This is a genomic window from Streptococcus sp. F0441, from assembly GCF_000314775.2.
Taxonomy (GTDB): Bacteria; Bacillota; Bacilli; order Lactobacillales; family Streptococcaceae; genus Streptococcus.
Window position 1 is genome coordinate 36593 of sequence record NZ_KB373321.1, and the last position, 22899, is coordinate 59491.

Sequence of the window (22899 nt, forward strand, 5' to 3'; positions counted from 1 at the left end):
GTTCAAGGGGGGTGGAAGCAAAATCCCCCTTTGAATTTATAGATACGCCTATTATTATACGTACGTATCTTACGATTGAATCCGAGTTTTATCTCGCATCCTATGAAAGGAGTAATCATGGAAAAACAACAGCCTCGCAAAGCAGCCTTGCTGTCAATCATTCCTGGTTTAGGACAAATTTATAACAAACAAAAAGCGAAAGGTTTTATTTTCCTTGGTGTTACCGTTTTATTTGTTCTGTATTTTCTAACACTTGCAACCCCTGAATTGAGCAATTTGGTCACTCTTGGTGACAAACCTGGTCGTGACAATTCACTTTTCATGTTGATTCGCGGTGCTTTCCATTCTATCTTTGTTGTCGTTTACTTGCTCTTTTATATCTTTAATATCAAGGACGCACATACAACTGCTAAACGTATCAACAACGGTATTCCTGTAGCTCGTACCTTTAAGGATATGATTAAAGGTATTTATGAGAATGGATTCCCATACCTTTTGATCATCCCATCGTATGTAGCGATGACATTTGCGATTATCTTTCCAGTTATCGTAACCTTGATGATTGCCTTTACCAACTATGACTTCCAACATTTACCACCAAATAAATTGTTGGACTGGGTTGGTTTGACGAACTTCACAAACATCTGGAGCTTGAGTACCTTCCGTTCAGCCTTTGGTTCCGTTCTTTCTTGGACCATTATCTGGGCTTTAGCTGCTTCTACTTTGCAGATTGTTATTGGTATCTTTACAGCAATCATTGCTAACCAACCATTTATCAAAGGAAAACGTATCTTCGGTGTTATTTTCCTTCTTCCTTGGGCAGTTCCAGCCTTCATCACTATCTTGACATTCTCAAATATGTTTAATGATAGTGTCGGTGCTATCAACACCCAGGTCTTGCCTCTTTTGTCTAAGGTTCTTCCTTTCCTAGATGGAGCTCTTATCCCTTGGAAAACAGACCCAACTTGGACTAAGATTGCCTTGATTATGATGCAAGGTTGGCTAGGATTCCCATACATTTACGTTTTGACCTTGGGTATCTTGCAGTCTATTCCTAACGACCTCTACGAAGCGGCTTACATCGATGGTGCTAATGCTTGGCAAAAATTCCGCAACATCACTTTCCCAATGATTTTGGCTGTTGCAGCTCCAACATTGATCAGCCAATACACCTTCAACTTTAACAACTTCTCTATCATGTATCTCTTTAATGGTGGAGGTCCTGGTACTGTCGGAGGCGGAGCCGGTTCAACTGATATCTTGATTTCATGGATTTACCGTTTGACAACAGGTACATCTCCTCAATACTCTATGGCGGCAGCTGTTACCTTGATTATCTCAATTATTGTCATCTCTATCTCTATGATCGCATTCAAGAAACTACACGCATTTGATATGGAGGACGTCTAAGATGAATAACTCAATCAAACTCAAACGTAGACTGACTCAAACCCTCACTTACCTCTACTTGATTGGCCTATCAATCGTGATCATCTACCCACTTTTGATTACCATTATGTCAGCCTTCAAGGCAGGTAACGTCGCAGCCTTTAAACTAGATACTAACATCGACTTCAATTTTGATAACTTTAAAGGACTCTTTACTGAAACCTTGTATGGCACTTGGTACCTTAATACTTTGATTATTGCCTTTATCACAATGGCTGTTCAAACAAGTATCATCGTACTTGCTGGTTATGCCTACAGCCGTTACAACTTCTTGGCTCGTAAACAAAGTTTGGTCTTCTTCTTGATTATCCAAATGGTGCCAACCATGGCCGCATTGACCGCCTTCTTCGTTATGGCGCTTATGTTGAACGCCCTTAACCATAGCTGGTTCCTCATCTTCCTCTACGTCGGTGGAGGTATTCCGATGAATGCTTGGCTCATGAAAGGCTACTTTGATACCGTGCCAATGTCTCTTGACGAATCTGCAAAACTAGATGGTGCAGGACACTTCCGTCGCTTCTGGCAAATCGTTCTCCCTCTTGTTCGTCCAATGGTGGCTGTACAAGCCCTCTGGGCCTTCATGGGACCTTTCGGGGATTATATCCTCTCTAGTTTCTTACTTCGTGAGAAAGAATACTTTACTGTTGCCGTTGGTCTCCAAACCTTCGTTAGCAATGTGAAAAACATGAAGATCGCCTACTTCTCAGCAGGTGCTATCCTCATCGCTCTTCCAATCTGTATTCTCTTCTTCTTCCTACAAAAGAACTTTGTTTCAGGACTTACAAGTGGTGGCGACAAGGGATAATCTATCCCCGCCACCCTTTTTCATTTTATACTCTTCGAAAATCTCTTCAAACCACGTCAGCTTTATCTCCAACCTCAAAGCTGTGCTTTGAGCAACCTGCGACTAGCTTCCTAGTTTGCTCTTTGATTTTCATTGAGTATTAGCGATTGTTACTGTAAATAATATTCTTGCAACAAGCAATTTATCTCCTAGACTTGAAATAAAGCACATTTCTCTATATAATAATACTCATATAGAAAACACTTTTAGAAAGATGCCTATGCTTCCATATCCATTCTCGTATTTCTCTAGTATCTGGGGATTTCGTAAGCCCCTGTCAAAACGTTTCGGACTCAACTGGTTTCAATTGATTTTTACCAGTATTTTCTTGATTAGCTTGTCTATGGTTCCGATCGCCATTCAAAACAGCTCGCAGGAAACGTATCCGCTGGATACGTTTATCGATAATGTTTATACACCGCTGACAGATGAAGCCATCATGGACTTGTCAGAGAATACACAAATCGTTGATGGAAAGATGAACTACTCAGGTACGAAGAATCATCAGCCTTCTCTTTTAATTGGTCCAAGCCAAAGCACGGAATTTCCAAAGGACTTGCAACTTCATTTTGATACGGAAGAACTCGTCATCAGCAAGGAAAGTAAGGAACTGACTCGCATTCGCTACCACGCGATTCAAACGGAGAGTTTCCAGAGTAAGGAAGATCTTACCCAGGCCATTTCTAAAGACTGGTATCAACAAAACCGGGTCTATATCAGTCTCTTTCTCGTTCTTGGTGCAAGCTTTCTCTTTGGATTGAATTTCTTCATTGTCTCTCTTGGAGCTAGCTTTCTCCTTTATATCACTAAAAGATCACGCCTCTTTTCATTTAGGACCTTTAAAGAGTGCTACCATTTTATCTTGAACTGTTTAGGATTACCCACTCTGATTACGCTTATTTTGGGACTTTTTGGCCAAAATATGGCAACCCTTATCACTGTACAAAACATTCTTTTTGTTCTTTATCTGGTCACCATTTTTTACAAGACACACTTCCGTGATCCAGATTATCATAAATAGGAGATTTTTATGCCCGTTACGATTAAAGACGTGGCCAAGGCAGCAGGTGTCTCACCTTCAACTGTTACCCGCGTTATTCAAAACAAATCAACGATTAGTGATGAAACCAAAAAACGAGTTCGCAAGGCGATGAAGGAGCTCAACTACCACCCCAATCTCAATGCTCGTAGCTTGGTAAGTAGCTATACTCAAGTTATCGGCCTGGTGCTTCCTGACGACTCGGATGCCTTTTACCAAAATCCTTTCTTCCCATCTGTTCTACGAGGGATCGCCCAAGTGGCATCTGAGAACCACTATGCTATCCAGATTGCAACGGGGAAAGATGCAAAAGAGCGGCTCAAAGCTATTTCCCAGATGGTCTATGGTAAGCGTGTAGATGGTTTGATTTTCCTCTATGCCCAAGAAGAGGATCCTTTGGTTAAGCTAGTAGCAGATGAGCAATTTCCTTTCCTTATCTTAGGTAAATCTCTATCTCCCTTCATTCCGCTCGTCGATAATGACAATGTCCAGGCAGGTTTTGATGCAACAGAATATTTCATCAAAAAAGGATGCAAGCGAATTGCCTTCATCGGAGGAACCAAAAAACTTTTCGTAACACAAGATCGTCTAATGGGTTATGAGTTAGCTCTTAAACGATACCAACTTCCTATTGATCCAAATCTGACCTACTTTGCGACCGAATTTCTTGAAGATAATGGTTATCGCTTTAGTAAACTTCTCTTCGAGCATGATCCAAATATTGATGCTATTATTACTATTGATAGCCTTCTTGCTGCAGGGGTCTGTGATTACATCGTAAAACACCAACTGGATGTCCCTGTCCTCAGCTTTGACTCGGTCAACCCTAAACTGAACTTGGCAGCCTATGTGGATATCAATAGCTTAGAACTCGGGCGCGTTTCCTTTGAAACCATTCTCCAGATTATTAACGATGCCAAAAACAATAAACAGATTTGTTACCGCCAGTTGATTGGACACAAAATTATCGAAAAATAAAGACCAGCCTCAAGGCTGGTCTTTTGAGTATTATTAATTGTCTGTTTCTACGAATCGTCCTAGGATGTGGACATTTTCGGATACAGAGACAAAGGCTGTCGGATCGACCTGTTTCATGATGTGTTTAAAATCATTAAACTCTGCTCGCGTGATAACCGTAATCAAGACTGCTTTTCTCTCATGATTATAGGTTCCTTCTGCATCGTGGATCATGGTTGCTCCGCGGTGCAATTTTTTATGGATTTTTGCGATTACCTTGTCAGGATTATTGGTCACAATCATGGCCTGCATGCGTTTTTGCTTTGTAAAGACCGCATCTGTCACACGGCTCGATACAAAAATGGTGATCATAGAGTAGAGGGCGTATTTCCAACCAAAGGTCAGACCTGCTATCAGCATGATGGTTCCATTTACCAAGAAAGAAATACTGCCGACATTCTTACCCGTTTTCTTTCGAATGGTGAGACTGACGATATCTGTACCTCCGCTAGAAATATTGTTACGGAGTGCAAAACCAATCCCCAAGCCCATGACAACACCCCCAAAAAGAGCATTGATAATGGGATCCTCTGTCAAGGTCACAACTGGCACAAGCTGGATAAAGAGGGAACTCATGGATACTGTGATAAAGGTAAAGACCGTAAACTTATGCCCAATCTGATACCAAGCCAAAATCATCAACGGAAAATTGATGGCATAAAAGGTCAGCGATATCGGAATATAAAAACCAAACCAGTGATTACTCAAAGCAGAGATAATCTGTGCCAAACCCGTCGCACCACTGGAGTAAACGTGTCCTGGTTGAAAAAAGAAATTGACTGCTACTGCTGACAAAAAGCCATAAACCAGAGAAGCCGAGACTTTCTCATCATATTTTTCCCGAGAGATACTTTGTAAAACTCGTAAGATTTTTATCTGATAAGCAAAGCGGCGCAGATAATAGCGCCACCGCTTAATTTGTTTTGCTTGTTTCATCTTCTTCTACTTGTAAGCTGAGTTCCTCTAGTTGTTTGAGAGCGACTGTTGATGGAGCTTGTGTCATTGGATCGGTTGCCTTATTGTTCTTAGGAAAGGCAATGACTTCACGGATATTTTCTTCTCCTGCTAAGAGCATCACAAAACGGTCAAGACCGATCGCCAAACCACCGTGTGGTGGGAAACCATAGTCCATAGCCTCAAGAAGGAAACCAAACTGGTCATTTGCTTCTTCGGCTGAGAAACCAAGAGCCTTGAACATGCGTTCTTGAAGGTCTTTTTGGTTGATACGGAGGCTACCACCTCCAAGCTCATAACCGTTCAAAACGATATCGTAGGCAATGGCACGAACCTTAGCCAAATCACCTTCTAATTCGTGAGCTGTCTCTTCCTGTGGAAGGGTAAACGGATGGTGGGCACTCATGTAACGACCTTCTTCTTCAGACCATTCAAACATTGGCCAGTCAACTACCCAGAGGAAGTTAAATTTGTCGTTATCAATCAAGCCAAGCTCTTTGGCAATACGTCCACGAAGGGCGCCTAGTGTTGCATTAGCCACTTCAAGCGTATCCGCTACAAATAGAACCAAATCCTTATCTTCAAGACCAAGTGCTGCAGTCAATTCTCCTTGGATACCCGTCAAAAACTTGGCAACCGGTCCATTTAATTCTCCATCAACTACCTTGACCCAAGCAAGACCTTTGGCACCGTACTGTTTGGCTACTTCGGTCATCTTGTCGATGTCTTTACGTGAGTAGTTGTCCGCAGCTCCTTTGACTACAATGGCTTTAACAGCAGGTGCTTCTGAAAAGACTTTGAAATCAACACCCTTGACAACTTCTGTCAAGTCCTGAAGCAACATGTCAAAACGGGTATCTGGCTTATCAGAACCGTAAAGAGCCATCGCATCATCGTACTTCATACGAGGAAATGGAAGCGTTACTTCGATGCCTTTGGTTTCTTTCATCACGCGTGCAATCAAGCCTTCTGTGATATCTTGGATCTCTTGCTCCGTAAGGAAAGACGTTTCCAAGTCGACCTGGGTAAACTCAGGCTGACGATCCCCACGCAAGTCCTCGTCACGGAAGCATTTAACGATTTGGTAATAGCGGTCAAATCCAGCATTCATCAAGAGCTGTTTCGTGATTTGTGGACTTTGAGGAAGAGCGTAAAAATGCCCTTTATTGACACGAGATGGAACCAAATAGTCACGCGCCCCTTCTGGTGTTGACTTAGAAAGGAATGGCGTCTCCACATCGATAAACTCCAACTCATCCAAGTAATTACGGATAGAGTGGGTCACCTTGGCACGAAGCTTGAGATTTTCCAACATCTCTGGACGACGAAGGTCAAGGTAACGGTAACGCAAACGTGTATCGTCATTGGCCTCAATGCCATCCTTAATCTCAAATGGCGTTGTTTTAGCTGTATTAAGCACTGTCAAAGCTGTCACGTTTAACTCAACCGCACCAGTCGGCAATTTATCATTGGCTTGCTCACGCGCAGCGACTTGTCCAGTCACCTCAATGACAAATTCGCTACGAAGACTTTCGGCTGTTGCCATGACCTCTGCAGATACTTTTTCAGGGTTGATAACCAACTGCATGATTCCTTCACGGTCACGAAGGTCGATAAAGATCAAACCACCAAGGTCACGACGACGACCAACCCAGCCTTTCAAGGTGATTTCTTGTCCGATATGTTCCTCACGAACACGACCAGCATACATACTACGTTTCATTGTTTCTCTCCTCTTTTATTCTGTTACTATTTTACCATAAAAGCGCAGGCTCTTCATGAAAATCAGCAGAAAAGTTTGATTGTCTTTAGAAATCAAAACGAACAGACTAAAAATCCGATGAAAACGTCATCGGATTCTCTGATTATGATTATTAACCTTTTTTACGCTTTTCAGCAATCTCAGCTGCCTTTTTAGGTAGAACAATCTCCGTCGCATAAGCCGAAGCAAAACGCAAGACACCTGCAATAGGCGCAAAGACAACTGCTAGATAGTTGTAAAAGAAATCGCCTTTAAAGGCATAGGCAAGTGCCCCGATGATAAAGAAGAGAACGACCGCCTGTATCACTGCTAATAAAATTACTCGTTTCATGTGACCTCCTGACTCTATTATAGCATGAGTATCATCAAAAAGCCGATTAAATTATTCAAAGCGTGGAGAGAAATGCTGTAAAGAAGACCTTTTCGGTTCACATAAGCTAGACCCAAACTCAATCCCAGACTGGCATAAACTAAAAACTGTTGCAAAGTCCCTGGAAAATGAATCAAGGCAAAAAGAACACTCGATACGAGGAGAAACAGAGCTGTCTGTTTGCTGTTGTTTTGCTTAGGAAAGAAATAGCGCGCCAGCATCCCTCTAAAGATGAGTTCTTCCGTCAGAGGAGCAAAGACTACCACCATAAAGAAACCAAATACAGGCTGAGCTAGTGTCAATTGTGATACAATCTGTTGATTGACCGACGGATCATCTGGCAAAAAGAACTGGGCTGTAATCGCCACTAGCAAAACCAGGGTTGGCAACCAAATATAACGATTAAAAACCGTCGTCTGGATGCTAACCTTTTCTGTCTGATACCATCTGTAAACTCCATAAACATAGGCTCCTGACAGGACGATATAAAGTGGCAAGACTCCAAAGATCGAAGCCCCTAGGTCAAGCGCTGATAAAGCCATACTCTGAACCATTCCATAGCCAAAGAAAAAGGATAGAACAGCTAGAAGAAACCAGCCAAGATTTTTAAATAATTTCATAAAAGGCTCCTATTTGAAATAACGTTTTATCATAGGTAATTGCATCACATTGATATAAATATGGATCGCTCCTACAAGCAAGAAGGCTAGTAACTGAATCTCTCCTGTCAATAAAGAAAAGATAGCAATCAAAAAATAGAGACCTGGTAAGACATACTGATTTAATTGGAATAAAATTCGAAAACTTTGTTCCAAATTAGCCTGACGCTCCCCTTCATCATAGGAGTTTACGTAGTCCAAGACATCCTTTGGTGTAGAGAAGAATTCCAAATCAAACTGACGAACGATCGCAATGGTCTTATAGAGATATTTTTGAGCATTGAAAACCAACACTAATGCCAAAAAAGAAAGAGATAAGGTTAGGTGGCTTACATTTAGTACAATTACTTCACTTCCTGAAATGAATAGAGCCAAAAAAATCGCTACGCTTGCACTATTAAAAGCAATAGTTCCAAACTCGAGATTACGATACATTTGTACATAATAGGTTTCATTCAGATCATCATCCATTTCCTCTTTATACAAGGAGTGAAATGTTCTGCTTTTCTTTAAGAAATCGAAAGTCAAAAACATACTAATGAAACCTAACAGTAAACAAATAGATGATATCCATGGAATCACGGTTTTGACATCTAAAATGCTTCCATAGTTTTCGGTATAGGCCTTAAACATCCCTGCAAGCATGCCCAAGAAGCCTCCCAAGATCAAAGCCATTAAAAATAACAATTCACGTTTCTTTTTCATATTCAACCTCTTTCTAAACTAAACCAATCCAACTAACCACTGACCAAATGCTTTCCCTGATTCATAAATTGCTGTCAAACCCTCTGTTCCAAGTGATACTAAAATCAAACAAACAGCAAGTAAGATAATAGCTTGATTTCTTGCTTTTTTTGCTCCATCTCCCAAGGGTTCATTCCCAAGCCAACCTGCTAGATAAGCATATAGGACGACTGTTAAAATCCCAAACTCTGTTGACGAAAGAAACAACAAAATTGCCACTAAGCGGATAACGTTCGTCTTGATATTAAAATAATTTCCTAAACCTGCACAGACACCTGCAAGTTCTTTGTTCTCAGTATCTACTTGAAAACCTGCTAAAAACTCTCTCATGATTTTTCTCCTTTTTCAACCTTTTTGAATTTTATTTTTCTCTCTACCCATCTAAAGACTAATAGTAAAACTATGTTAATCCAGAAGAGATATTTGCTTTCAACAATTGTAAACCAACCAAATAGGCTTCCGATCATAGCCAAAAAATTAACGATAAACACAACTATAGATAGATAATAAATCACTTTATACTTATTCATTCCTCATCCTCCTCTATACGAAATACCGACTCGACTGGCTCATGGAATATCTGAGCAATCTTCAGGGCAATGACGATGGATGGGGTGTACTCATCCCGTTCTAGCAAACTGATGGTTTGCCTGGACACGCCAGCTAGTTTGGCAAGTTCGGTCTGATTGAGACCATCGCGAGCCCGAAGCTCTTTTAAACGATTTTTTAGCATTCCTTTCTCCTTTACTCTTAACTTGCTTATATTGTAACACATCTTTTTCTTTTTGACAAGTATATTTGTCAAAAAGTTTATGATTTTTGTCATTTTGCAAAAGAAAAAGGTCAGGAATAAGATCCTGACCAGTTTTAAATACTATTAAAAGCCTAATTTTTCAAAGATTTCTGAGAAATTTTGATTGATAGCATCAAGTGACACTTGAACTTCTTCTCGAGTTTGGTTGTTCTTGACTGTCACTTGTCCGCTTTCGACTTCGCTCTCTCCTAGAGTGATGAGGGCCTTAGCCGCAAAGACATCGGCGGACTTGAACTGAGCTTTGAGTTTACGGTTGAGGTAATCACGCTCTGCTTTGAATCCTTGTTGGCGAAGAGCCTGTACCAACTCCAAGGCCTTGACATTTGCGTCTTCACCCAAGACTGCGATATAGACATCTAGAGCGTTCTCGATAGGAAGGGCCACACCTTGTTTTTCAAGGATGAGGAGCAGACGCTCTACACCAAGTCCAAAACCAAATCCAGCAGTCTCAGGGCCACCAAAGTAGGAAACCAAGCCATCGTAGCGACCTCCTGCACAGACTGTCAAGTCATTGCCCTCGATTTCAGTGATAAACTCGAAAATCGTGTGGTTGTAGTAGTCCAGACCACGCACCATATTGGTATCGATGATATAGTCTACATCCAGATTTTCCAACATCTGACGCACAGCATCAAAATGAGCTTGACTTTCTTCATCAAGGAAGTCCAAGATAGACGGAGCATTCTCTACTGCCACCTTGTCTTCTTTTTCCTTAGAGTCCAAGACACGAAGAGGATTTTCCTCCAAACGACGTTGGCTGTCCTTAGACAAGGTCTCCTTGAGCGGTGTCAAATAGTCGATCAAGGCTTGACGATAGGCTGCACGGCTCTCAGGATTTCCGAGCGTGTTGAGGTGTAGTTTGACACCTTGAATGCCGATCGCTTTCAAGAAATGAGCTGCCATAGCGATGGTTTCCACATCGGTAGCTGGATTGCTTGAGCCAAAACACTCAACACCAATCTGGTGGAACTGACGCAAACGACCTGCCTGTGGACGCTCATAACGGAACATTGGGCCCATGTAGTAGAACTTACTTGGCTTTTGCACTTCTGGGGCGAAAAGTTTATTTTCCACATAGGAACGGACAACGGGCGCAGTTCCTTCTGGACGAAGAGTGATATGGCGGTCACCCTTGTCATAAAAATCGTACATTTCCTTGGTTACGATATCCGTTGTATCTCCGACAGAGCGACTGATGACCTCGTAATGCTCAAAAATAGGCGTACGCACTTCCGCATAGTTATAGCGCTTGAAAATTTCACGGGCAAAGCCCTCAACGTACTGCCACTTGGCAGATTCAGCAGGTAAAATATCCTGCGTTCCTTTTGGTTTTTGTAATTTCATAGGGAATCCTCTTTAAACTTAATAGTCTTATTTTACCATAAATAGAGGGATTAAAACAGTGAGAGTAGAAAATCTCAAGAGAGTCTTTTCAGAAAATTCATCAAAAACTTGCTAAATTGTCAGAATTATGAGAAAATAGAGGATATTTATCACGTGGAGGGACTGTTATGAGAGACGATATCAAAATCAATGACCGCGCTTTGGCCTTACAAGACCAAATTATCGAAAAACTAGAGAAGGTTTTTGATACAGATGTGGAATTGGATGTTTACAATCTGGGCTTGATTTATGAAATCAATCTGGACGAAACGGGTCTCTGCAAGATTGTCATGACCTTCACCGACACTGCCTGTGATTGCGCTGAAAGCCTGCCTATCGAAATCGTCGCAGGTCTGAAACAAATCGAGGGTATCGAAGATGTTCAAGTTGAAGTTACCTGGTCACCCGCTTGGAAGATTACACGAATCAGTCGCTACGGCCGTATTGCCCTTGGACTGCCACCTCGTTAAGCAGGCAAATCACTTTTGAAGATGAAAAGAAGCAAGCCGAAATTGGCTTGCTTTTTGATACTCAATGAAAATCAAAGAACAAACTAGGAAACTAGCCGCAAGCTGTACTTGAGTACGGTAAGGCGACGTTGACGTGGTTTGAATTTGATTTTCGAAGAGTATGAGTTTATTTTTTACCTGACTTGTCCATATTCCAGAAGTCTGTCACGGCTCCACGAGAAGCGGATGATACGATGTGGGCATATTTACCAAGAACACCACGGCTGTAAAGTGGTGGCAAGGTTGTTTCTGCCTTACGTTTTTCAAGTTCTTCTTCCGATACGGCCATGGAAATTTCTTTGGTATCTTGGTCGACCGTAACGATATCGCCTGTACGGAGATAAGCAATCGGTCCACCATCCTGAGCTTCAGGAGCGATATGTCCAACAACCAGACCATAAGTACCACCTGAGAAACGGCCATCTGTCAAGAGGGCAACCTTGTCTCCTTGACCTTTACCAACGATCATGGATGAAAGTGACAGCATCTCAGGCATACCAGGACCACCCTTAGGTCCAACGAAACGAACAACGACAACATCGCCATCAACAATTTCATCTGTCAGAACGGCCTGAATAGCATCTTCTTCTGAGTCAAAGACCTTAGCTGGTCCAACGTGACGGCGCACCTTCACACCTGATACTTTGGCAACCGCTCCATCAGGGGCAAGGTTCCCGTGCAAGATGATAAGCGGACCATCTGCACGTTTTGGATTTTCAAGTGGCATAATGACTTTTTGACCTGGTGTAAGGTCTGCAAAGTCAGCCAAGTTCTCAGCAACTGTCTTACCAGTACATGTGATGCGGTCGCCATGAAGGAAGCCATTTGCCAAGAGGTATTTCATAACCGCAGGGACACCACCGACTGCGTAGAGGTCTTGGAAGACATACTGACCAGAAGGTTTCAAGTCAGCCAAGTGAGGCACACGTTCTTGGATCGTATTGAAGTCCTCAAGTGACAAGTCAACATTGGCCGCATGGGCAATGGCAAGCAAGTGAAGAGTGGCATTTGTAGAACCACCGAGAGCCATCGTTACAGTGATGGCATCTTCAAAAGCTTCACGAGTCAAGATATCTGATGGTTTGAGACCAAGCTCCAGCATCTTGACAACAGCTCGCCCTGCTGCTTCGATATCTTCTTTCTTGTCAGCTGATTCAGCTGGGTGAGATGAAGAACCTGGCAAACTCATACCTAGAACTTCGATAGCAGTCGCCATGGTATTAGCTGTATACATACCACCACAGCCACCAGGGCCAGGGCAGGCATTACATTCAAGACGTTTTACGTCCTCAGCTGTCATGTCACCGTGGTTCCATTTTCCGATTCCCTCAAAGACAGAAACCAAGTCGATGTCTTTACCATCAAGATTTCCGGGTGCAATAGTTCCACCATAGGCGAAAATAGCTGGAATGTCCATGTTGGCAATAGCAATCATAGAACCAGGCATGTTCTTGTCACAACCACCGATGGCTACAAAGGCATCTACGTTGTGGCCCCCCATAGCAGCTTCGATAGAATCCGCAATGATGTCACGAGATGTTAGAGAGAAGCGCATACCAGGCGTTCCCATGGCAATCCCGTCCGCTACGGTAATGGTACCAAACTGAACAGGCCAAGCACCTGCAGATTTGACACCTTCTTTCGCCAATTTCCCGAAATCATGCAAGTGGATGTTACATGGTGTATTTTCCGCCCAAGTCGAAATCACTCCCACAATCGGTGTTTCAAAGTCCTTATCTGTCATACCAGTTGCACGCAGCATGGCACGGTTTGGTGATTTAACCATGCTGTCATAAATGCTACTGCGGTGACGTTTATCTAATTCAGTCATCTTATCCCTCCCATTTCAGTTTTTACTATTATAGCACAATTATAGCACAATTTCCGCATGAAGAACAGAATAAAATTCTTGAATTTTCAGAAAATTCCGATTAACAACTTCTAATTTTTTCATCTTTTTTTGTCAAGTAACTTTACTTTACAAAAAAAATGTGTTATCCTAGTATGGTTGATGAAAATCAGTAGATTGAATCGAATTTAAATACCTAAAGGAGAAATCAAAATGGCAGTACCTGCACGTCGCACTTCAAAAGCGAAGAAAAACAAACGTCGTACACACTACAAAGTAACAGCTCCATCTGTAAACTTTGACGAAACTACTGGAGATTACTCACGTTCTCACCGTGTATCACTTAAAGGATACTACAAAGGACGTAAAATCGCTAAAGCTGCATCAGCTGAATAATAGAAGGGAGATACCATGCGCGTAAATATTACACTTGAACACAAAGAATCTGGTGAACGCTTGTACCTTACTTCTAAAAACAAACGTAACACTCCAGACCGTCTTCAATTGAAGAAATACTCACCAAAACTTCGCAAACACGTCGTGTTTACAGAAGTGAAATAAGCATACCTAACTCAAAACGCCTTACTGGGCGTTTTTTGCTTGATTGGCGAGCGATCTATAGTTTTTCAGGAGAGATTTATGGCATTTTATCTTTGGATGTTTCCTCTACTTTTTATCTTTCACGATATGGAAGAAATTATCGGTCTTGTCCCTTGGATTCATCTCAACGAAACCTTGCTGGCTCAAAAGGCTCCAGCTATTCTCAAAATCCACAAAGAAATGACAACAGAGGGATTTGCCCTTGCTGTTTTTGAGGAGTTTATTCTTGTCTTATCCATCACTTTATTAGCGTATTTTAGTCAATCTAGAGCGCTCGAATTAGTTTGGTTGGGGGGATTTGTAGCCTTTGCACTCCATCTCTTGCTCCATATTGGACAATCAATTCTTCTCCGTAAGTATATCCCTGCTCTCATCACTTCCATCCTTTGTTTTCCTGTCAGTGCTTATTTGATTACAGACATCGTGCATTTGTGGCAGGTTTCGACTAGCGAATTTTTCCTATTTTCACTGGTCGGTTCAGGCATCGTCGTCATCAATCTCCTCTTTGCTCTCTGGCTTGGGGTAAAGTATTCCGCCTGGCTTGCCCATAACCATTAACAAAAGTTCCTTGCAATTTCAATTTGCAGGGAATTTTTATTTTACTTCTTGAATCAAACTGATTTCACTTTCATATAGAGAAATTTCAGTCGGCTCTTCAGGACTAGGATTGGCAATGAAAATAGTGATTTCGTCTTGTTCGTCATTGTCCATTTCGTCAACAAAATCTGTGACAAGTCCCTTGATTATCTTGCCGTCATTAGTGACTACCTGAACTCTTGAGCGTAGGTAGTTCCATAGTTGCTTACTCATCTATTCTCCTTTCTTTGCCACTAGTTTTCGATAGTTCTTATAGTTAGGTTGATAAAAGTGCTTAAACTGTTCCATGTCTAAGTTGCTGAAATACTAAGAATTTCATCCTCAAAATATTCTCTAAGAGTTCCATCAACATCCACAAGCAAGGAGTCCATCTCCTCTGCATTGTCAGAGGCGTCACAAAAGTCCTCTACAAACCCTCTAACTATCACGCCATTTTTAAGCGTGATAACTACATCCGTACGGTTAAATTTCCAGAGTTTCATTTAAATATCCCTTTCAATATTGGCTAATTGCTTGGCTTTTTCGTAGTAAGGTGTTAAGAATTCGATAAATCCTTGTTAGTCGCTTGAATCATGCTCTTCTAAATGCATCATTAGATCAAAGTCATTAATAGTTTTAAAAATTTCAGGATTTTCATTATCCCAAGTCTCGGCAAAATCTTCATCTTCTCCCAAGAGAGCGTTAAACGTAAAAGAAAAATCCCCAAAATTATCAATCTACCCACTGACTGCATGCTTAAACATGTCTAATACTTTTGACTATATTTCATTACCCAAACCCTCCTAATAAGAGCATTGTAGCATATTAAACTGCGTTTTAAAAGTTTAACAGATAAAATCTAATCTTTGGGATGCGGTTCATTCATCAAAGGTGCTTTTTATTTTAATAATACTGCACTTCAATTCCATCCATAATATTTATTAAAGTATTATCGCCAATTTTTAAAGAAATCAGTTCATTTAATGATGATACCTGGTATTCTTTATCTCCAATAACCACAACAATATCTTGAGCAGAATTAATAAAAATCCCACAAGCTTTACCATTATAATCAAAAGAGGCATCCCAGCCGTTGTCGTATAACGCTTGTAAATCATCTAATATCGCCATATAAAAATCCTTTCCCATAGTGTTTTGACAGGTGAAAGCGCCTAGATTGTTCTAAGCGCTATGTTTTACTAACTGTTTTACCTGTTCATAGTATGGCTTTAGGAAATTTATAAATCCTTGCTTATCACTTGGATCATGTTCCTCTAAGAACATCATCAGCTCAAAGTCATTGAGAGCGTCAAACATTTCAGGGTTTTCATTGTCCCAAGCTTCGGCAAAATCTTCATCTTCTCCGAAAAGGGCGTTAAACTTGAAGGAGAAATCCCAAAAATTATCAATCTGACCATTGACAGCTTGCTTTAGCATGTCTAATACTTGTTGGCTGTATTTCATAATGGTTTAAATCCTCTCAGTTTTTTTTACGTTTCATCCTAGTTACTACAATATTTGTATAAGCCTCAGTGATGTAGAGGATACCGTTATAGTATCTTGCAAGTCTGCCGTTCTGCTCTGATACATAATTAGGTGGTAAAGAAAAGGCTGCCCTTACCGTTTCATTGCACTCCTCCTAATAAAAGCATTATAGCACACCTTGCTTGCTAAAGTACTACAGATACTCCATTAGACTAGCTTACTACTTTATTTTCCTTGTAAAATGTCGTATGCTATAGCGTGCAAAGGAACCGACTATCATCAAATAGTGGGCTTTAAGTATACTTGCGTCAATTAGTTTTTTCGATTATAATCTATTTAATGAATAGAGGTTTTCCATCTCCCCTTGAAACAGATTATTATGCGGTAGGAGGTGGGACACCTCTATTTTTATAATTGCTAACCTTGGATTATACTTGTACTAGAAATTTTTTTGAGTTATAATTAAGTTAAGGTAAAGGTGGTCTAACGTCCATGAAGCAGCTTGCTGTGGAGGCGGTGGGTCACCTTTATTTGATTTTAAAATCAATAAAATGTATAATTTAGTTAAGAAAGAAGTGTGGTTTTCCCGCCTAAAAGCTCTATTGCTGTGGGAGAGTCATGCTTCTTTTTACCTCTCAAAAATGAACGCCAAAAAAGCCGTCTCAATTTTTGAGGCAGCCATCAGCAATCTATAAATAATAAGGGTGTCCCATTTTGGGGCTACCCTCTTACTATACCTAAAATTAGTTATGGGTAACTAAAAGGGTAGTAAAATCAAAAAAAGCACTCTAGGAAAGCGCCCCAAAGTGCTTAATATCAAGGCTCTAAAGCCTATCTGATTCAATAAAATATTACAACATTTTGTTGTAGAATTCAACGACAAGTGCTTCGTTGATTTCTGGGTTGATTTCATCGCGTTCTGGCAAGCGAGTCAATGAACCTTCCAATTTTTCAGCGTCGAATGATACGAATGCTGGACGTCCAAGAGTAGCTTCTACTGCTTCAAGGATTGCTGGAACTTTCAATGATTTTTCACGAACTGAGATCACTTGACCTGGAGTTACGCGGTATGATGGGATATCAACGCGTTTTCCGTCAACAAGGATGTGACCGTGGTTTACGAATTGACGAGCTTGACGACGGGTAGTCGCAAGACCAAGACGGTAAACAACGTTATCCAAACGACGTTCCAAAAGAAGCATGAAGTTGAAACCTAGGATTCCGCCTTTGATTTTTGTAGCTTGTACGAACAAGTTACGGAATTGTTTTTCACCTACACCGTAAGTGAAGCGAAGTTTTTGTTTTTCAGCCAATTGCAAACCGTATTCTGACAATTTAGAACGGTTGTTTGGTCCGTGTTGTCCTGGTACGTAGTTACGACGTGCCAATTCTTTACCTGTACCTGTAAGTGAAAGGCCAAGGCGACGAGCTTGTTTCCAAGATGGTCCTGTATAACGTGACATGTGTATGTCCTCCTGATATAAATAATATTTCGGTGGAAATAGTCACTTAGAAAGCCCTGATTCGTGCAGATGCCCTTCGCCTAAACAGCCAAGGTTACTTGTCATAAGACACCTGTTGACGAGCTTCATGCTTTCCTGCTGCTATTTCACACAAAGGCTATTGTACCATGAAAAGCTAGATTTGTAAAGGGATTTTACGGTTTTATTTCAAATTGAGACAGAATGTAAACTTGCTTCCTAAGCCATACTGACTTTCTGCTGTGATTTCGCCACCAAGCTGATGGGCTAGTTCTCTTGCAATCGCAAGACCTAAGCCATGTCCACCTGTCTTCATATTGCGCGAAGTTTCTACACGATAAAGTCGTTTAAAGATCTTTTCCAAATCTTCAGGAAGGATCCCCTGACCCTCATCTTTCACACTGATTGTCAGCTCTTGTTCTGTTAATTGGGCAAGAACCTCGATTCTGGTTCCTGGTTCTGAATATTTAAAGGCATTGTTTAACAAATTGACCAAAATGCGAGAAAGTTTGTCAGAATGGCTCTTGATTTTCGCCGACTCAGGTGACACTTGAATGTAAACATCCCGCTCCTCTTGTTCAATCTGGAGTTGAAATTCACTCATTGACTCAATCAACAACTGATCTAAAAAGACCTCTTCGACTTCTTCATCAGCAGTATCTTGAGGTTGTGTGTTAAGAGTCAAAACATCCAATTCCTCTACTAGCTTGTTTAGACGCTCAGTTTGCCGACCAATCGTGGTTAAGTAGTGGAGTCGTTCCTCTTCCTTGATCACTCCATCTAGAATTCCCTCCACAGTAACCTGAATGGAGGTAATGGGAGTTTTAATATCGTGAGAAAGCTGCGCAATCATCATTCTCTTTTCTTGCTCGCTCTCATCAAGTGATTGAAAGGTGGCTTGCAAATTGTGGGACATGTCATTAAAAGCCTGGCCCAGCTCTTGAAATTCTAATGGGCCTTTGGTTTCGATTTCTGTGCTGAAATCCTTGCTTGCTATATCCTGAGCTTGTTTTTTCAAATGTTTCAGAGAAGAGAACACAGGCGACAAAAGAAAGATGCTCACTGCAGCGCCAATGAAACTAGCAATCAAGGTCATTCCAACTAGAAAGTAAACTTCACTTTTCTCAATCAACATTCGTTGGACTGCCCAGAAAACGACCAAAATCGTTAGTAGAGTCGACACTAGATACCCCACTAAAATATAGTTTTTTAATTTCATTTTCTACCTCTTGGTTTTTCCATCTTATAGCCCAAACCCCAGACAGTTTTGATAGCAGGAGCATTTGAATTTGTATACTTGGTCAACTCTTGCCTCAAAGCATGGATATGAACATTGAGTGTATTGGTATCATCCACATAGTCCTCTTGCCATACCTTCTCGTAAAGTTCCGTCTTTGAAAAGACTCTCTCAGGATTGCTGGCTAATACCCATAGAAGTTCAAAGGATTTCACGGTCAATTCCAAAGGTTGATCCCCAATGCGAACCTCATGAGTCACATGGTTGATTACCAAGTCACCAAACTCGATCTGTTCTGTCTCTCTTCCACGGCTAAGGCGACGCAAGATATTATTTACTCTTAAAACCAATTCGCGTGGGCTAAAGGGTTTGACTATAAAATCATCTGCCCCCAAACTTAATCCATAAATCTTATCCTGTTCGCTTGTCTTAGCAGTTGTAAAGAGGAAGGGTTGATCCGGAGCGATATACTGAACTTCACTGATAAAATCATAACCATCCATATTGGGCATCATGATATCTGTAATAATGAGGTCGATAGATTTTTTTCTGAAAAGTTCTAATCCCTCCTTACCATCATGGGCGACCAAAACATCGTAACCTGCCTGTATAAGATAGCGGTTTTGAATATCTAGAATATCTATCTCATCATCAACCAGCAAAATTGTCTTTTTCATCCGACACTCCTTCGATAAAAACAGTGTTATACTTGCTTTAGTATAACACTATTTTCCCTAATGTTTAAGTGATTTGAATCTTAATCTTCTCGTTTGGTTGTCAAACCCAAAAGTCCAACAAGACCTGCCAAGGCTAGACCAAAGATACCAAGGCCAGCTGTAGCCGTTTTAGCTTCCCCAGTATTTGGTAGCATCGCTTTATCATCTTTTTTCATCATATTAGCCATTGGGCTAGAAGCTGGTTGATCGACCCTCATATCTGACATATGGTGATTTGTACCCATCATACCCTCAGTCTTACCTGTAGAGCCTGTTTCAGAAGGCTTCGTATTCATCTGATCTGGTTGAGATGGTGTTGTCGCCATTTCTTTTCCACGAAGTCGAATCGTTACTTGACGAGTAGCAATCAGATTGGTCAAATCAGGTTTACCATCTTTAGAACCATAGACCTTAACAGTAGCTTGGTAAGTGTGAGTGCCATTGGCACGAAGTTGATCTAGAAGGGCTTGTCCTTCTTTGCCTGTCGTGTTGCCATTCAAATCCACTTCGTAGAAATATTGGCCTTTAGCCAAGCCTTCAAGTGGCAATAGAGCAGGATTTTTAGCTGTTCCGTTGTCTGACCATGGGGCTTTGTCTGAGGCTTTTAACAAGAGGCGAGTCAACATACCATCTCCACCAAAAGCTTCGTATGGAATAACTTGGTTGACACCGGCCAAGAAAGGTCCAGGAACCTTAGCCTTATCAAGGTAGCTAGCTGGAACATCAATCATGTCTTTGATATTGTTAACAACAGACTCTTTAACCTGACTTGGTGTGGTTAAACCATTCAAATTAACAGTCAAATCTTTAGTTGCTACCAGATTAGTTAAGTCAGGCTTGCCGTCTTTTGAACCGTACACCTTGATGGTAGCCTTATAGCTTTGCGTACCATTTTGTTTCAAGAGGTCAAGCAACTCTTTATCTGATTTTCCTTGGGTGCCTGCCAAGTCTACTTCGTAGAAGTAAAGACCTTTGCCCAATTTCTCTACTGGTGGGAGAGCAGAATTTTTAGCTGATCCGTTGTCTGACCATGGGGCTTTATCTGAGGCTTTTAACAAGAGGCGAGTCAACATACCATCTCCACCAAAAGCTTCGTATGGAATGGCTTGGTTGACACCAGCTGTAAATGGACCTGGGAAATTGGCTTTGTCAAGGTAACTAGCTGGGACATCTACTGTATCTTTGGTGTTGTCGGCCACACCTTTTTGCACTTCAGCTGGAGTGGTCAAGCCATTCAAGTTAACATCCAAATCTTTAGTCGCTACCAGATTAGTTAAGTCAGGCTTGCCATCTTTCGCACCGTACACCTTGATAGTAGCTTTATAGCTTTGCGTACCATTTTGTTTCAAGAGGTCAAGCAGCTCTTTATCTGATTTTCCTTGGGTGCCTGCCAAGTCTACTTCGTAGAAGTAAAGGCCTTTGCCCAATTTCTCTACTGGTGGGAGAGCAGGATTTTTAGCTGTTCCGTTGTCTGACCATGGAGCCTTGTCGGATGCTTTCAAGATAAGACGAGTCAACATGCCATCACCAGCGAAGAATTCGTATGGAATAACTTGGTTAACACCAGCTGTAAATGGTCCTGGGAAATTGGCTTTGTCAAGGTAGCTAGCTGGGACATCTACTGTATCTTTGGTGTTGTCGGCCACACCTTTTTGCACTTCAGCTGGGGTGGTCAAGCCATTCAAATTAACAGTCAAATCTTTAGTCGCTACCAGATTAGTCAAATCGGCCTTGCCATCTTTCGCACCGTACACCTTGATGGTAGCTTTATAACTTTGTGTACCGTTTTGTTTTAAGAGGTCAAGTAGCTCTTTATCTGATTTTCCTTGAGTACCGGCCAAGTCTACTTCATAGAAGTAGAGACCTTTGCCCAATTTCTCTACTGGCGGAAGGGCCGGATTTTTGGCTGAACCATTGTCTGACCATGGGGCTTTGTCTGAGGCTTTTAACAAGAGGCGAGTCAACATACCATCTCCACCAAAAGCTTCGTATGGAATAACTTGGTTGACACCGGCTGTAAATGGTCCTGGGAAATTGGCTTTGTCAAGGTAGCTAGCTGGAACATCTACTGTGTCTTTGGTGTTGTCGGCTACGCCTTTTTGGACTTCAGCTGGAGTGGTCGCTGATTTCGCTTCACTGGCTTCACGGTCTTGTCCAGAAACTGTAGACGCAGGACTTTCCACAGGTTTAACTGCATCTTCTGTTTGTTTCTTAGAGTCAGGTTGTGCTTGCACTTCTTCTTTTGGTGCTACTACCGGGTCTTTAGCAGTTGCGTCCACTTTTTCCGAAGAGTTTGTAGTATCCAAACTTGCTTTAGGTGTTGGAACAGACTGTTCTGAAGGAAGAGCTACATCAACTGCTTTCTTGAGAACCTCTGCTGGTAAGTCGCTCTTTTCACTCACTGAAGCAGCGTCTGGTACGACTTGGGCAGGGGTTGGATTTACCACATCGGCACGTACAGAACTTGGCTGACCAACTAGGACAAAGAAGCCACTAGCCACAACAACTGAGGCAACACCGACACTAAGACGGCGAATAGACCAACGAGTATATCTTTGATTTGGATTGAATTTCATAGGATTCTCCTTAGAGTTTTTCTTTATTTGATGACTCTAGTATAATCTCCTAAAATTAAAAAGGATTAAGAAAAAGTTAAAATTTTTCTTAAATCCCTCTTATAAAATACTTATATTGACTCGTTAATTATTTGGAAAGAGAGCACTCCTTCCTCCCCTACTCACTAAGATCTGTTAGAGTATCCAAATGTTGGTTATTAATCACCGCCATGATATAGGCGCCTGACCGTAAAAGGTCATCGGGACCGAATTGGACATCCAGAGGAGCATTTTCGTAGGCACGAAAACCTAGTACGTTGAGGTTGTATTTCCCACGTAAATCTAGCTGGCTAAGGCTTTTCCCCGCCCAAGATTGGGGGATTCTCATCTCGACAATTGAAACATTCTTGTCCAACTGAAAGACATCTACGCTGTTATGAAAGAGAATTCTCTGCGCTAACGAACGTCCCATTTCAAATTCCGGTGAGATGACCGAGTCCGCACCAATTTTCTCCAGTACCTTTTTAGCCATGTGACTTTTTACCTTGGCAATGACGGTCGGTACCCCTAGACTTTTACAGTGCATGACTGCAAGAACACTGGATTCTAGATTTTCCCCCGTTGCGACAACCACGGTATCGCAGGTGTCAATCCCAGCTGATAGAAGGAGTTCTTCATCCGTGATATCTCCAACAACCCCACGCGCCAGCACGGGTTCAAATTGATTAATGCGCTCCTCGTGGTCATCAATAGCAATGATATTCATATGATGCTTGGCAAGAGCAGCCAAAACACTGCTCCCAAAAATTCCCAAGCCTAAAATTCCAATCGTCCGATCTGACATCGTTCTTCCTTT

The 22899-nt window shown here is 41.6% G+C and carries 27 protein-coding genes; 8 read left to right on the top strand and 19 right to left on the bottom strand.

What is annotated here, in order from left to right; genetic code table 11:
- The first annotated feature begins 117 nt into the window (after positions 1–117).
- The 4 genes from HMPREF9188_RS00140 (at position 118) to HMPREF9188_RS00160 (ending at position 4310) form a co-directional block, all read left to right on the top strand.
- Positions 118–1410 carry a sugar ABC transporter permease gene (locus HMPREF9188_RS00140; protein WP_000414947.1) on the top strand — a complete coding sequence of 431 codons (1293 nt, stop codon included), beginning with the start codon at positions 118–120 and terminating at the stop codon, positions 1408–1410.
- A gap of 1 nt (position 1411) precedes the next feature.
- The gene (locus HMPREF9188_RS00145; RefSeq protein ID WP_001065640.1) at positions 1412–2254 is read left to right on the top strand and encodes a sugar ABC transporter permease; all 843 of its coding nucleotides are present in this window, start codon (positions 1412–1414) and stop codon (positions 2252–2254) included.
- 259 nt (positions 2255–2513) lie between these two features.
- The gene (locus HMPREF9188_RS00155) at positions 2514–3314 is read left to right on the top strand and encodes a DUF1189 domain-containing protein (protein WP_033588857.1); all 801 of its coding nucleotides are present in this window, start codon (positions 2514–2516) and stop codon (positions 3312–3314) included.
- Positions 3315–3323: 9 nt separating this feature from the next.
- Positions 3324–4310, top strand: coding sequence for a LacI family DNA-binding transcriptional regulator (locus HMPREF9188_RS00160; RefSeq protein ID WP_009729491.1), 987 nt, complete (start codon positions 3324–3326; stop codon positions 4308–4310).
- 33 nt (positions 4311–4343) lie between these two features.
- Here HMPREF9188_RS00160 and HMPREF9188_RS00165 read toward each other — a convergent pair whose 3' ends face one another.
- From HMPREF9188_RS00165 to hisS, 9 genes are all read right to left on the bottom strand, one after another.
- A complete protein-coding gene (locus tag HMPREF9188_RS00165) occupies positions 4344–5285 on the bottom strand; it encodes a YitT family protein (protein ID WP_009729492.1) in 942 nt (313 codons plus the stop codon).
- The gene (aspS, locus tag HMPREF9188_RS00170) at positions 5263–7026 is read right to left on the bottom strand and encodes an aspartate--tRNA ligase (protein ID WP_009729493.1); all 1764 of its coding nucleotides are present in this window, start codon (positions 7024–7026) and stop codon (positions 5263–5265) included. Before aspS ends, HMPREF9188_RS00165 begins: the two co-directional genes overlap by 23 nt.
- 151 nt (positions 7027–7177) lie before the next feature.
- Entirely contained in the window at positions 7178–7396 is a 219-nt protein-coding gene (locus HMPREF9188_RS00175) for a hypothetical protein (protein WP_000832176.1), read from the bottom strand.
- A 17-nt stretch (positions 7397–7413) separates the two neighbouring features.
- Entirely contained in the window at positions 7414–8055 is a 642-nt protein-coding gene (locus tag HMPREF9188_RS00180) for a CPBP family intramembrane glutamic endopeptidase (RefSeq protein WP_009729494.1), read from the bottom strand.
- A gap of 9 nt (positions 8056–8064) precedes the next feature.
- Entirely contained in the window at positions 8065–8799 is a 735-nt protein-coding gene (locus HMPREF9188_RS00185; protein WP_009729495.1) for a DUF3169 family protein, read from the bottom strand.
- Positions 8800–8817: 18 nt separating this feature from the next.
- Positions 8818–9168 (bottom strand): PspC domain-containing protein, encoded by a 351-nt coding sequence (locus HMPREF9188_RS00190; RefSeq protein ID WP_009729496.1) that lies wholly within the window; start codon positions 9166–9168, stop codon positions 8818–8820.
- Positions 9165–9368 (bottom strand): hypothetical protein, encoded by a 204-nt coding sequence (locus HMPREF9188_RS00195; RefSeq protein WP_001046115.1) that lies wholly within the window; start codon positions 9366–9368, stop codon positions 9165–9167. Before HMPREF9188_RS00195 ends, HMPREF9188_RS00190 begins: the two co-directional genes overlap by 4 nt.
- A complete protein-coding gene (locus HMPREF9188_RS00200; protein ID WP_000916943.1) occupies positions 9365–9571 on the bottom strand; it encodes a helix-turn-helix transcriptional regulator in 207 nt (68 codons plus the stop codon). The genes HMPREF9188_RS00195 and HMPREF9188_RS00200 overlap by 4 nt, the downstream gene beginning before the upstream one ends.
- 144 nt (positions 9572–9715) lie before the next feature.
- Positions 9716–10996 carry a histidine--tRNA ligase gene (hisS, locus tag HMPREF9188_RS00205; RefSeq protein WP_009729497.1) on the bottom strand — a complete coding sequence of 427 codons (1281 nt, stop codon included), beginning with the start codon at positions 10994–10996 and terminating at the stop codon, positions 9716–9718.
- 167 nt (positions 10997–11163) lie between these two features.
- Here hisS and HMPREF9188_RS00210 point away from each other — a divergent pair, with 167 nt between their 5' ends.
- Positions 11164–11505, top strand: a complete 342-nt coding sequence (locus tag HMPREF9188_RS00210) for a metal-sulfur cluster assembly factor (protein WP_009729498.1) — start codon at positions 11164–11166, stop codon at positions 11503–11505.
- Between the two features lie 166 nt (positions 11506–11671).
- On the opposite strand, the gene ilvD is transcribed toward HMPREF9188_RS00210, so the two are convergent.
- Positions 11672–13375 (bottom strand): dihydroxy-acid dehydratase, encoded by a 1704-nt coding sequence (gene ilvD / locus HMPREF9188_RS00215; RefSeq protein WP_009729499.1) that lies wholly within the window; start codon positions 13373–13375, stop codon positions 11672–11674.
- 231 nt (positions 13376–13606) lie between these two features.
- Between ilvD and rpmF the strand changes: the two genes are divergently transcribed.
- From rpmF to HMPREF9188_RS00230, 3 genes are all read left to right on the top strand, one after another.
- Positions 13607–13789 carry a 50S ribosomal protein L32 gene (rpmF, locus tag HMPREF9188_RS00220; protein WP_000290417.1) on the top strand — a complete coding sequence of 61 codons (183 nt, stop codon included), beginning with the start codon at positions 13607–13609 and terminating at the stop codon, positions 13787–13789.
- A gap of 15 nt (positions 13790–13804) precedes the next feature.
- Complete coding sequence (gene rpmG, locus HMPREF9188_RS00225; RefSeq protein ID WP_001265622.1) at positions 13805–13954, top strand: 50S ribosomal protein L33; 150 nt, start codon at positions 13805–13807, stop codon at positions 13952–13954.
- A 78-nt stretch (positions 13955–14032) separates the two neighbouring features.
- The gene (locus HMPREF9188_RS00230) at positions 14033–14551 is read left to right on the top strand and encodes an HXXEE domain-containing protein (protein ID WP_009729500.1); all 519 of its coding nucleotides are present in this window, start codon (positions 14033–14035) and stop codon (positions 14549–14551) included.
- Between the two features lie 36 nt (positions 14552–14587).
- Here HMPREF9188_RS00230 and HMPREF9188_RS00235 read toward each other — a convergent pair whose 3' ends face one another.
- The 9 genes from HMPREF9188_RS00235 to HMPREF9188_RS00275 all read right to left on the bottom strand — a co-directional run bounded on the left by HMPREF9188_RS00235 (position 14588) and on the right by HMPREF9188_RS00275 (position 22887).
- Positions 14588–14803 (bottom strand): hypothetical protein, encoded by a 216-nt coding sequence (locus HMPREF9188_RS00235; RefSeq protein ID WP_009729501.1) that lies wholly within the window; start codon positions 14801–14803, stop codon positions 14588–14590.
- 77 nt (positions 14804–14880) lie between these two features.
- Positions 14881–15072, bottom strand: a complete 192-nt coding sequence (locus HMPREF9188_RS00240) for a hypothetical protein (RefSeq protein ID WP_009729502.1) — start codon at positions 15070–15072, stop codon at positions 14881–14883.
- Positions 15073–15472: 400 nt separating this feature from the next.
- A complete protein-coding gene (locus tag HMPREF9188_RS00245) occupies positions 15473–15700 on the bottom strand; it encodes a hypothetical protein (protein ID WP_009729503.1) in 228 nt (75 codons plus the stop codon).
- Between the two features lie 51 nt (positions 15701–15751).
- Complete coding sequence (locus tag HMPREF9188_RS00250; RefSeq protein ID WP_000877754.1) at positions 15752–16033, bottom strand: hypothetical protein; 282 nt, start codon at positions 16031–16033, stop codon at positions 15752–15754.
- Positions 16034–16905: 872 nt separating this feature from the next.
- Complete coding sequence (gene rpsD / locus HMPREF9188_RS00255) at positions 16906–17517, bottom strand: 30S ribosomal protein S4 (RefSeq protein WP_000092756.1); 612 nt, start codon at positions 17515–17517, stop codon at positions 16906–16908.
- A 202-nt stretch (positions 17518–17719) separates the two neighbouring features.
- Positions 17720–18754: a sensor histidine kinase gene (locus tag HMPREF9188_RS00260; RefSeq protein ID WP_009729504.1), complete on the bottom strand. Its 1035-nt coding sequence runs from the start codon at positions 18752–18754 to the stop codon at positions 17720–17722.
- The gene (locus tag HMPREF9188_RS00265; protein ID WP_000751227.1) at positions 18751–19449 is read right to left on the bottom strand and encodes a response regulator transcription factor; all 699 of its coding nucleotides are present in this window, start codon (positions 19447–19449) and stop codon (positions 18751–18753) included. The genes HMPREF9188_RS00260 and HMPREF9188_RS00265 overlap by 4 nt, the downstream gene beginning before the upstream one ends.
- An 80-nt stretch (positions 19450–19529) precedes the next feature.
- On the bottom strand, positions 19530–22064 hold the full coding sequence (locus tag HMPREF9188_RS00270; protein ID WP_009729505.1) for an SSURE domain-containing protein: 2535 nt from the start codon (positions 22062–22064) through the stop codon (positions 19530–19532).
- Positions 22065–22221: 157 nt separating this feature from the next.
- Positions 22222–22887, bottom strand: a complete 666-nt coding sequence (locus HMPREF9188_RS00275; protein WP_009729506.1) for a potassium channel family protein — start codon at positions 22885–22887, stop codon at positions 22222–22224.
- Positions 22888–22899 lie beyond the last annotated feature (12 nt).

What these genes read in the sequence shown, in the direction of transcription:
- HMPREF9188_RS00275 (WP_009729506.1), bottom strand. Translation starts at nt 22,887, where the DNA reads ATGTCAGATCGGACGATTGGAATTTTAGGCTTGGGAATTTTTGGGAGC.
- HMPREF9188_RS00200 (WP_000916943.1), bottom strand. Translation starts at nt 9,571, where the DNA reads ATGCTAAAAAATCGTTTAAAAGAGCTTCGGGCTCGCGATGGTCTCAAT.
- HMPREF9188_RS00180 (WP_009729494.1), bottom strand. Translation starts at nt 8,055, where the DNA reads ATGAAATTATTTAAAAATCTTGGCTGGTTTCTTCTAGCTGTTCTATCC.
- HMPREF9188_RS00270 (WP_009729505.1), bottom strand. Translation starts at nt 22,064, where the DNA reads ATGAAATTCAATCCAAATCAAAGATATACTCGTTGGTCTATTCGCCGT.
- HMPREF9188_RS00165 (WP_009729492.1), bottom strand. Translation starts at nt 5,285, where the DNA reads ATGAAACAAGCAAAACAAATTAAGCGGTGGCGCTATTATCTGCGCCGC.
- ilvD (WP_009729499.1), bottom strand. Translation starts at nt 13,375, where the DNA reads ATGACTGAATTAGATAAACGTCACCGCAGTAGCATTTATGACAGCATG.
- hisS (WP_009729497.1), bottom strand. Translation starts at nt 10,996, where the DNA reads ATGAAATTACAAAAACCAAAAGGAACGCAGGATATTTTACCTGCTGAA.
- HMPREF9188_RS00190 (WP_009729496.1), bottom strand. Translation starts at nt 9,168, where the DNA reads ATGAGAGAGTTTTTAGCAGGTTTTCAAGTAGATACTGAGAACAAAGAA.
- HMPREF9188_RS00155 (WP_033588857.1), top strand. Translation starts at nt 2,514, where the DNA reads ATGCTTCCATATCCATTCTCGTATTTCTCTAGTATCTGGGGATTTCGT.
- rpsD (WP_000092756.1), bottom strand. Translation starts at nt 17,517, where the DNA reads ATGTCACGTTATACAGGACCATCTTGGAAACAAGCTCGTCGCCTTGGC.
- HMPREF9188_RS00260 (WP_009729504.1), bottom strand. Translation starts at nt 18,754, where the DNA reads ATGAAATTAAAAAACTATATTTTAGTGGGGTATCTAGTGTCGACTCTA.
- rpmF (WP_000290417.1), top strand. Translation starts at nt 13,607, where the DNA reads ATGGCAGTACCTGCACGTCGCACTTCAAAAGCGAAGAAAAACAAACGT.
- aspS (WP_009729493.1), bottom strand. Translation starts at nt 7,026, where the DNA reads ATGAAACGTAGTATGTATGCTGGTCGTGTTCGTGAGGAACATATCGGA.
- HMPREF9188_RS00250 (WP_000877754.1), bottom strand. Translation starts at nt 16,033, where the DNA reads ATGAAATACAGCCAACAAGTATTAGACATGCTAAAGCAAGCTGTCAAT.
- HMPREF9188_RS00140 (WP_000414947.1), top strand. Translation starts at nt 118, where the DNA reads ATGGAAAAACAACAGCCTCGCAAAGCAGCCTTGCTGTCAATCATTCCT.
- HMPREF9188_RS00175 (WP_000832176.1), bottom strand. Translation starts at nt 7,396, where the DNA reads ATGAAACGAGTAATTTTATTAGCAGTGATACAGGCGGTCGTTCTCTTC.
- HMPREF9188_RS00145 (WP_001065640.1), top strand. Translation starts at nt 1,412, where the DNA reads ATGAATAACTCAATCAAACTCAAACGTAGACTGACTCAAACCCTCACT.
- HMPREF9188_RS00245 (WP_009729503.1), bottom strand. Translation starts at nt 15,700, where the DNA reads ATGGCGATATTAGATGATTTACAAGCGTTATACGACAACGGCTGGGAT.
- HMPREF9188_RS00185 (WP_009729495.1), bottom strand. Translation starts at nt 8,799, where the DNA reads ATGAAAAAGAAACGTGAATTGTTATTTTTAATGGCTTTGATCTTGGGA.
- rpmG (WP_001265622.1), top strand. Translation starts at nt 13,805, where the DNA reads ATGCGCGTAAATATTACACTTGAACACAAAGAATCTGGTGAACGCTTG.
- HMPREF9188_RS00210 (WP_009729498.1), top strand. Translation starts at nt 11,164, where the DNA reads ATGAGAGACGATATCAAAATCAATGACCGCGCTTTGGCCTTACAAGAC.
- HMPREF9188_RS00240 (WP_009729502.1), bottom strand. Translation starts at nt 15,072, where the DNA reads ATGAAACTCTGGAAATTTAACCGTACGGATGTAGTTATCACGCTTAAA.
- HMPREF9188_RS00265 (WP_000751227.1), bottom strand. Translation starts at nt 19,449, where the DNA reads ATGAAAAAGACAATTTTGCTGGTTGATGATGAGATAGATATTCTAGAT.
- HMPREF9188_RS00230 (WP_009729500.1), top strand. Translation starts at nt 14,033, where the DNA reads ATGGCATTTTATCTTTGGATGTTTCCTCTACTTTTTATCTTTCACGAT.
- HMPREF9188_RS00160 (WP_009729491.1), top strand. Translation starts at nt 3,324, where the DNA reads ATGCCCGTTACGATTAAAGACGTGGCCAAGGCAGCAGGTGTCTCACCT.
- HMPREF9188_RS00235 (WP_009729501.1), bottom strand. Translation starts at nt 14,803, where the DNA reads ATGAGTAAGCAACTATGGAACTACCTACGCTCAAGAGTTCAGGTAGTC.
- HMPREF9188_RS00195 (WP_001046115.1), bottom strand. Translation starts at nt 9,368, where the DNA reads ATGAATAAGTATAAAGTGATTTATTATCTATCTATAGTTGTGTTTATC.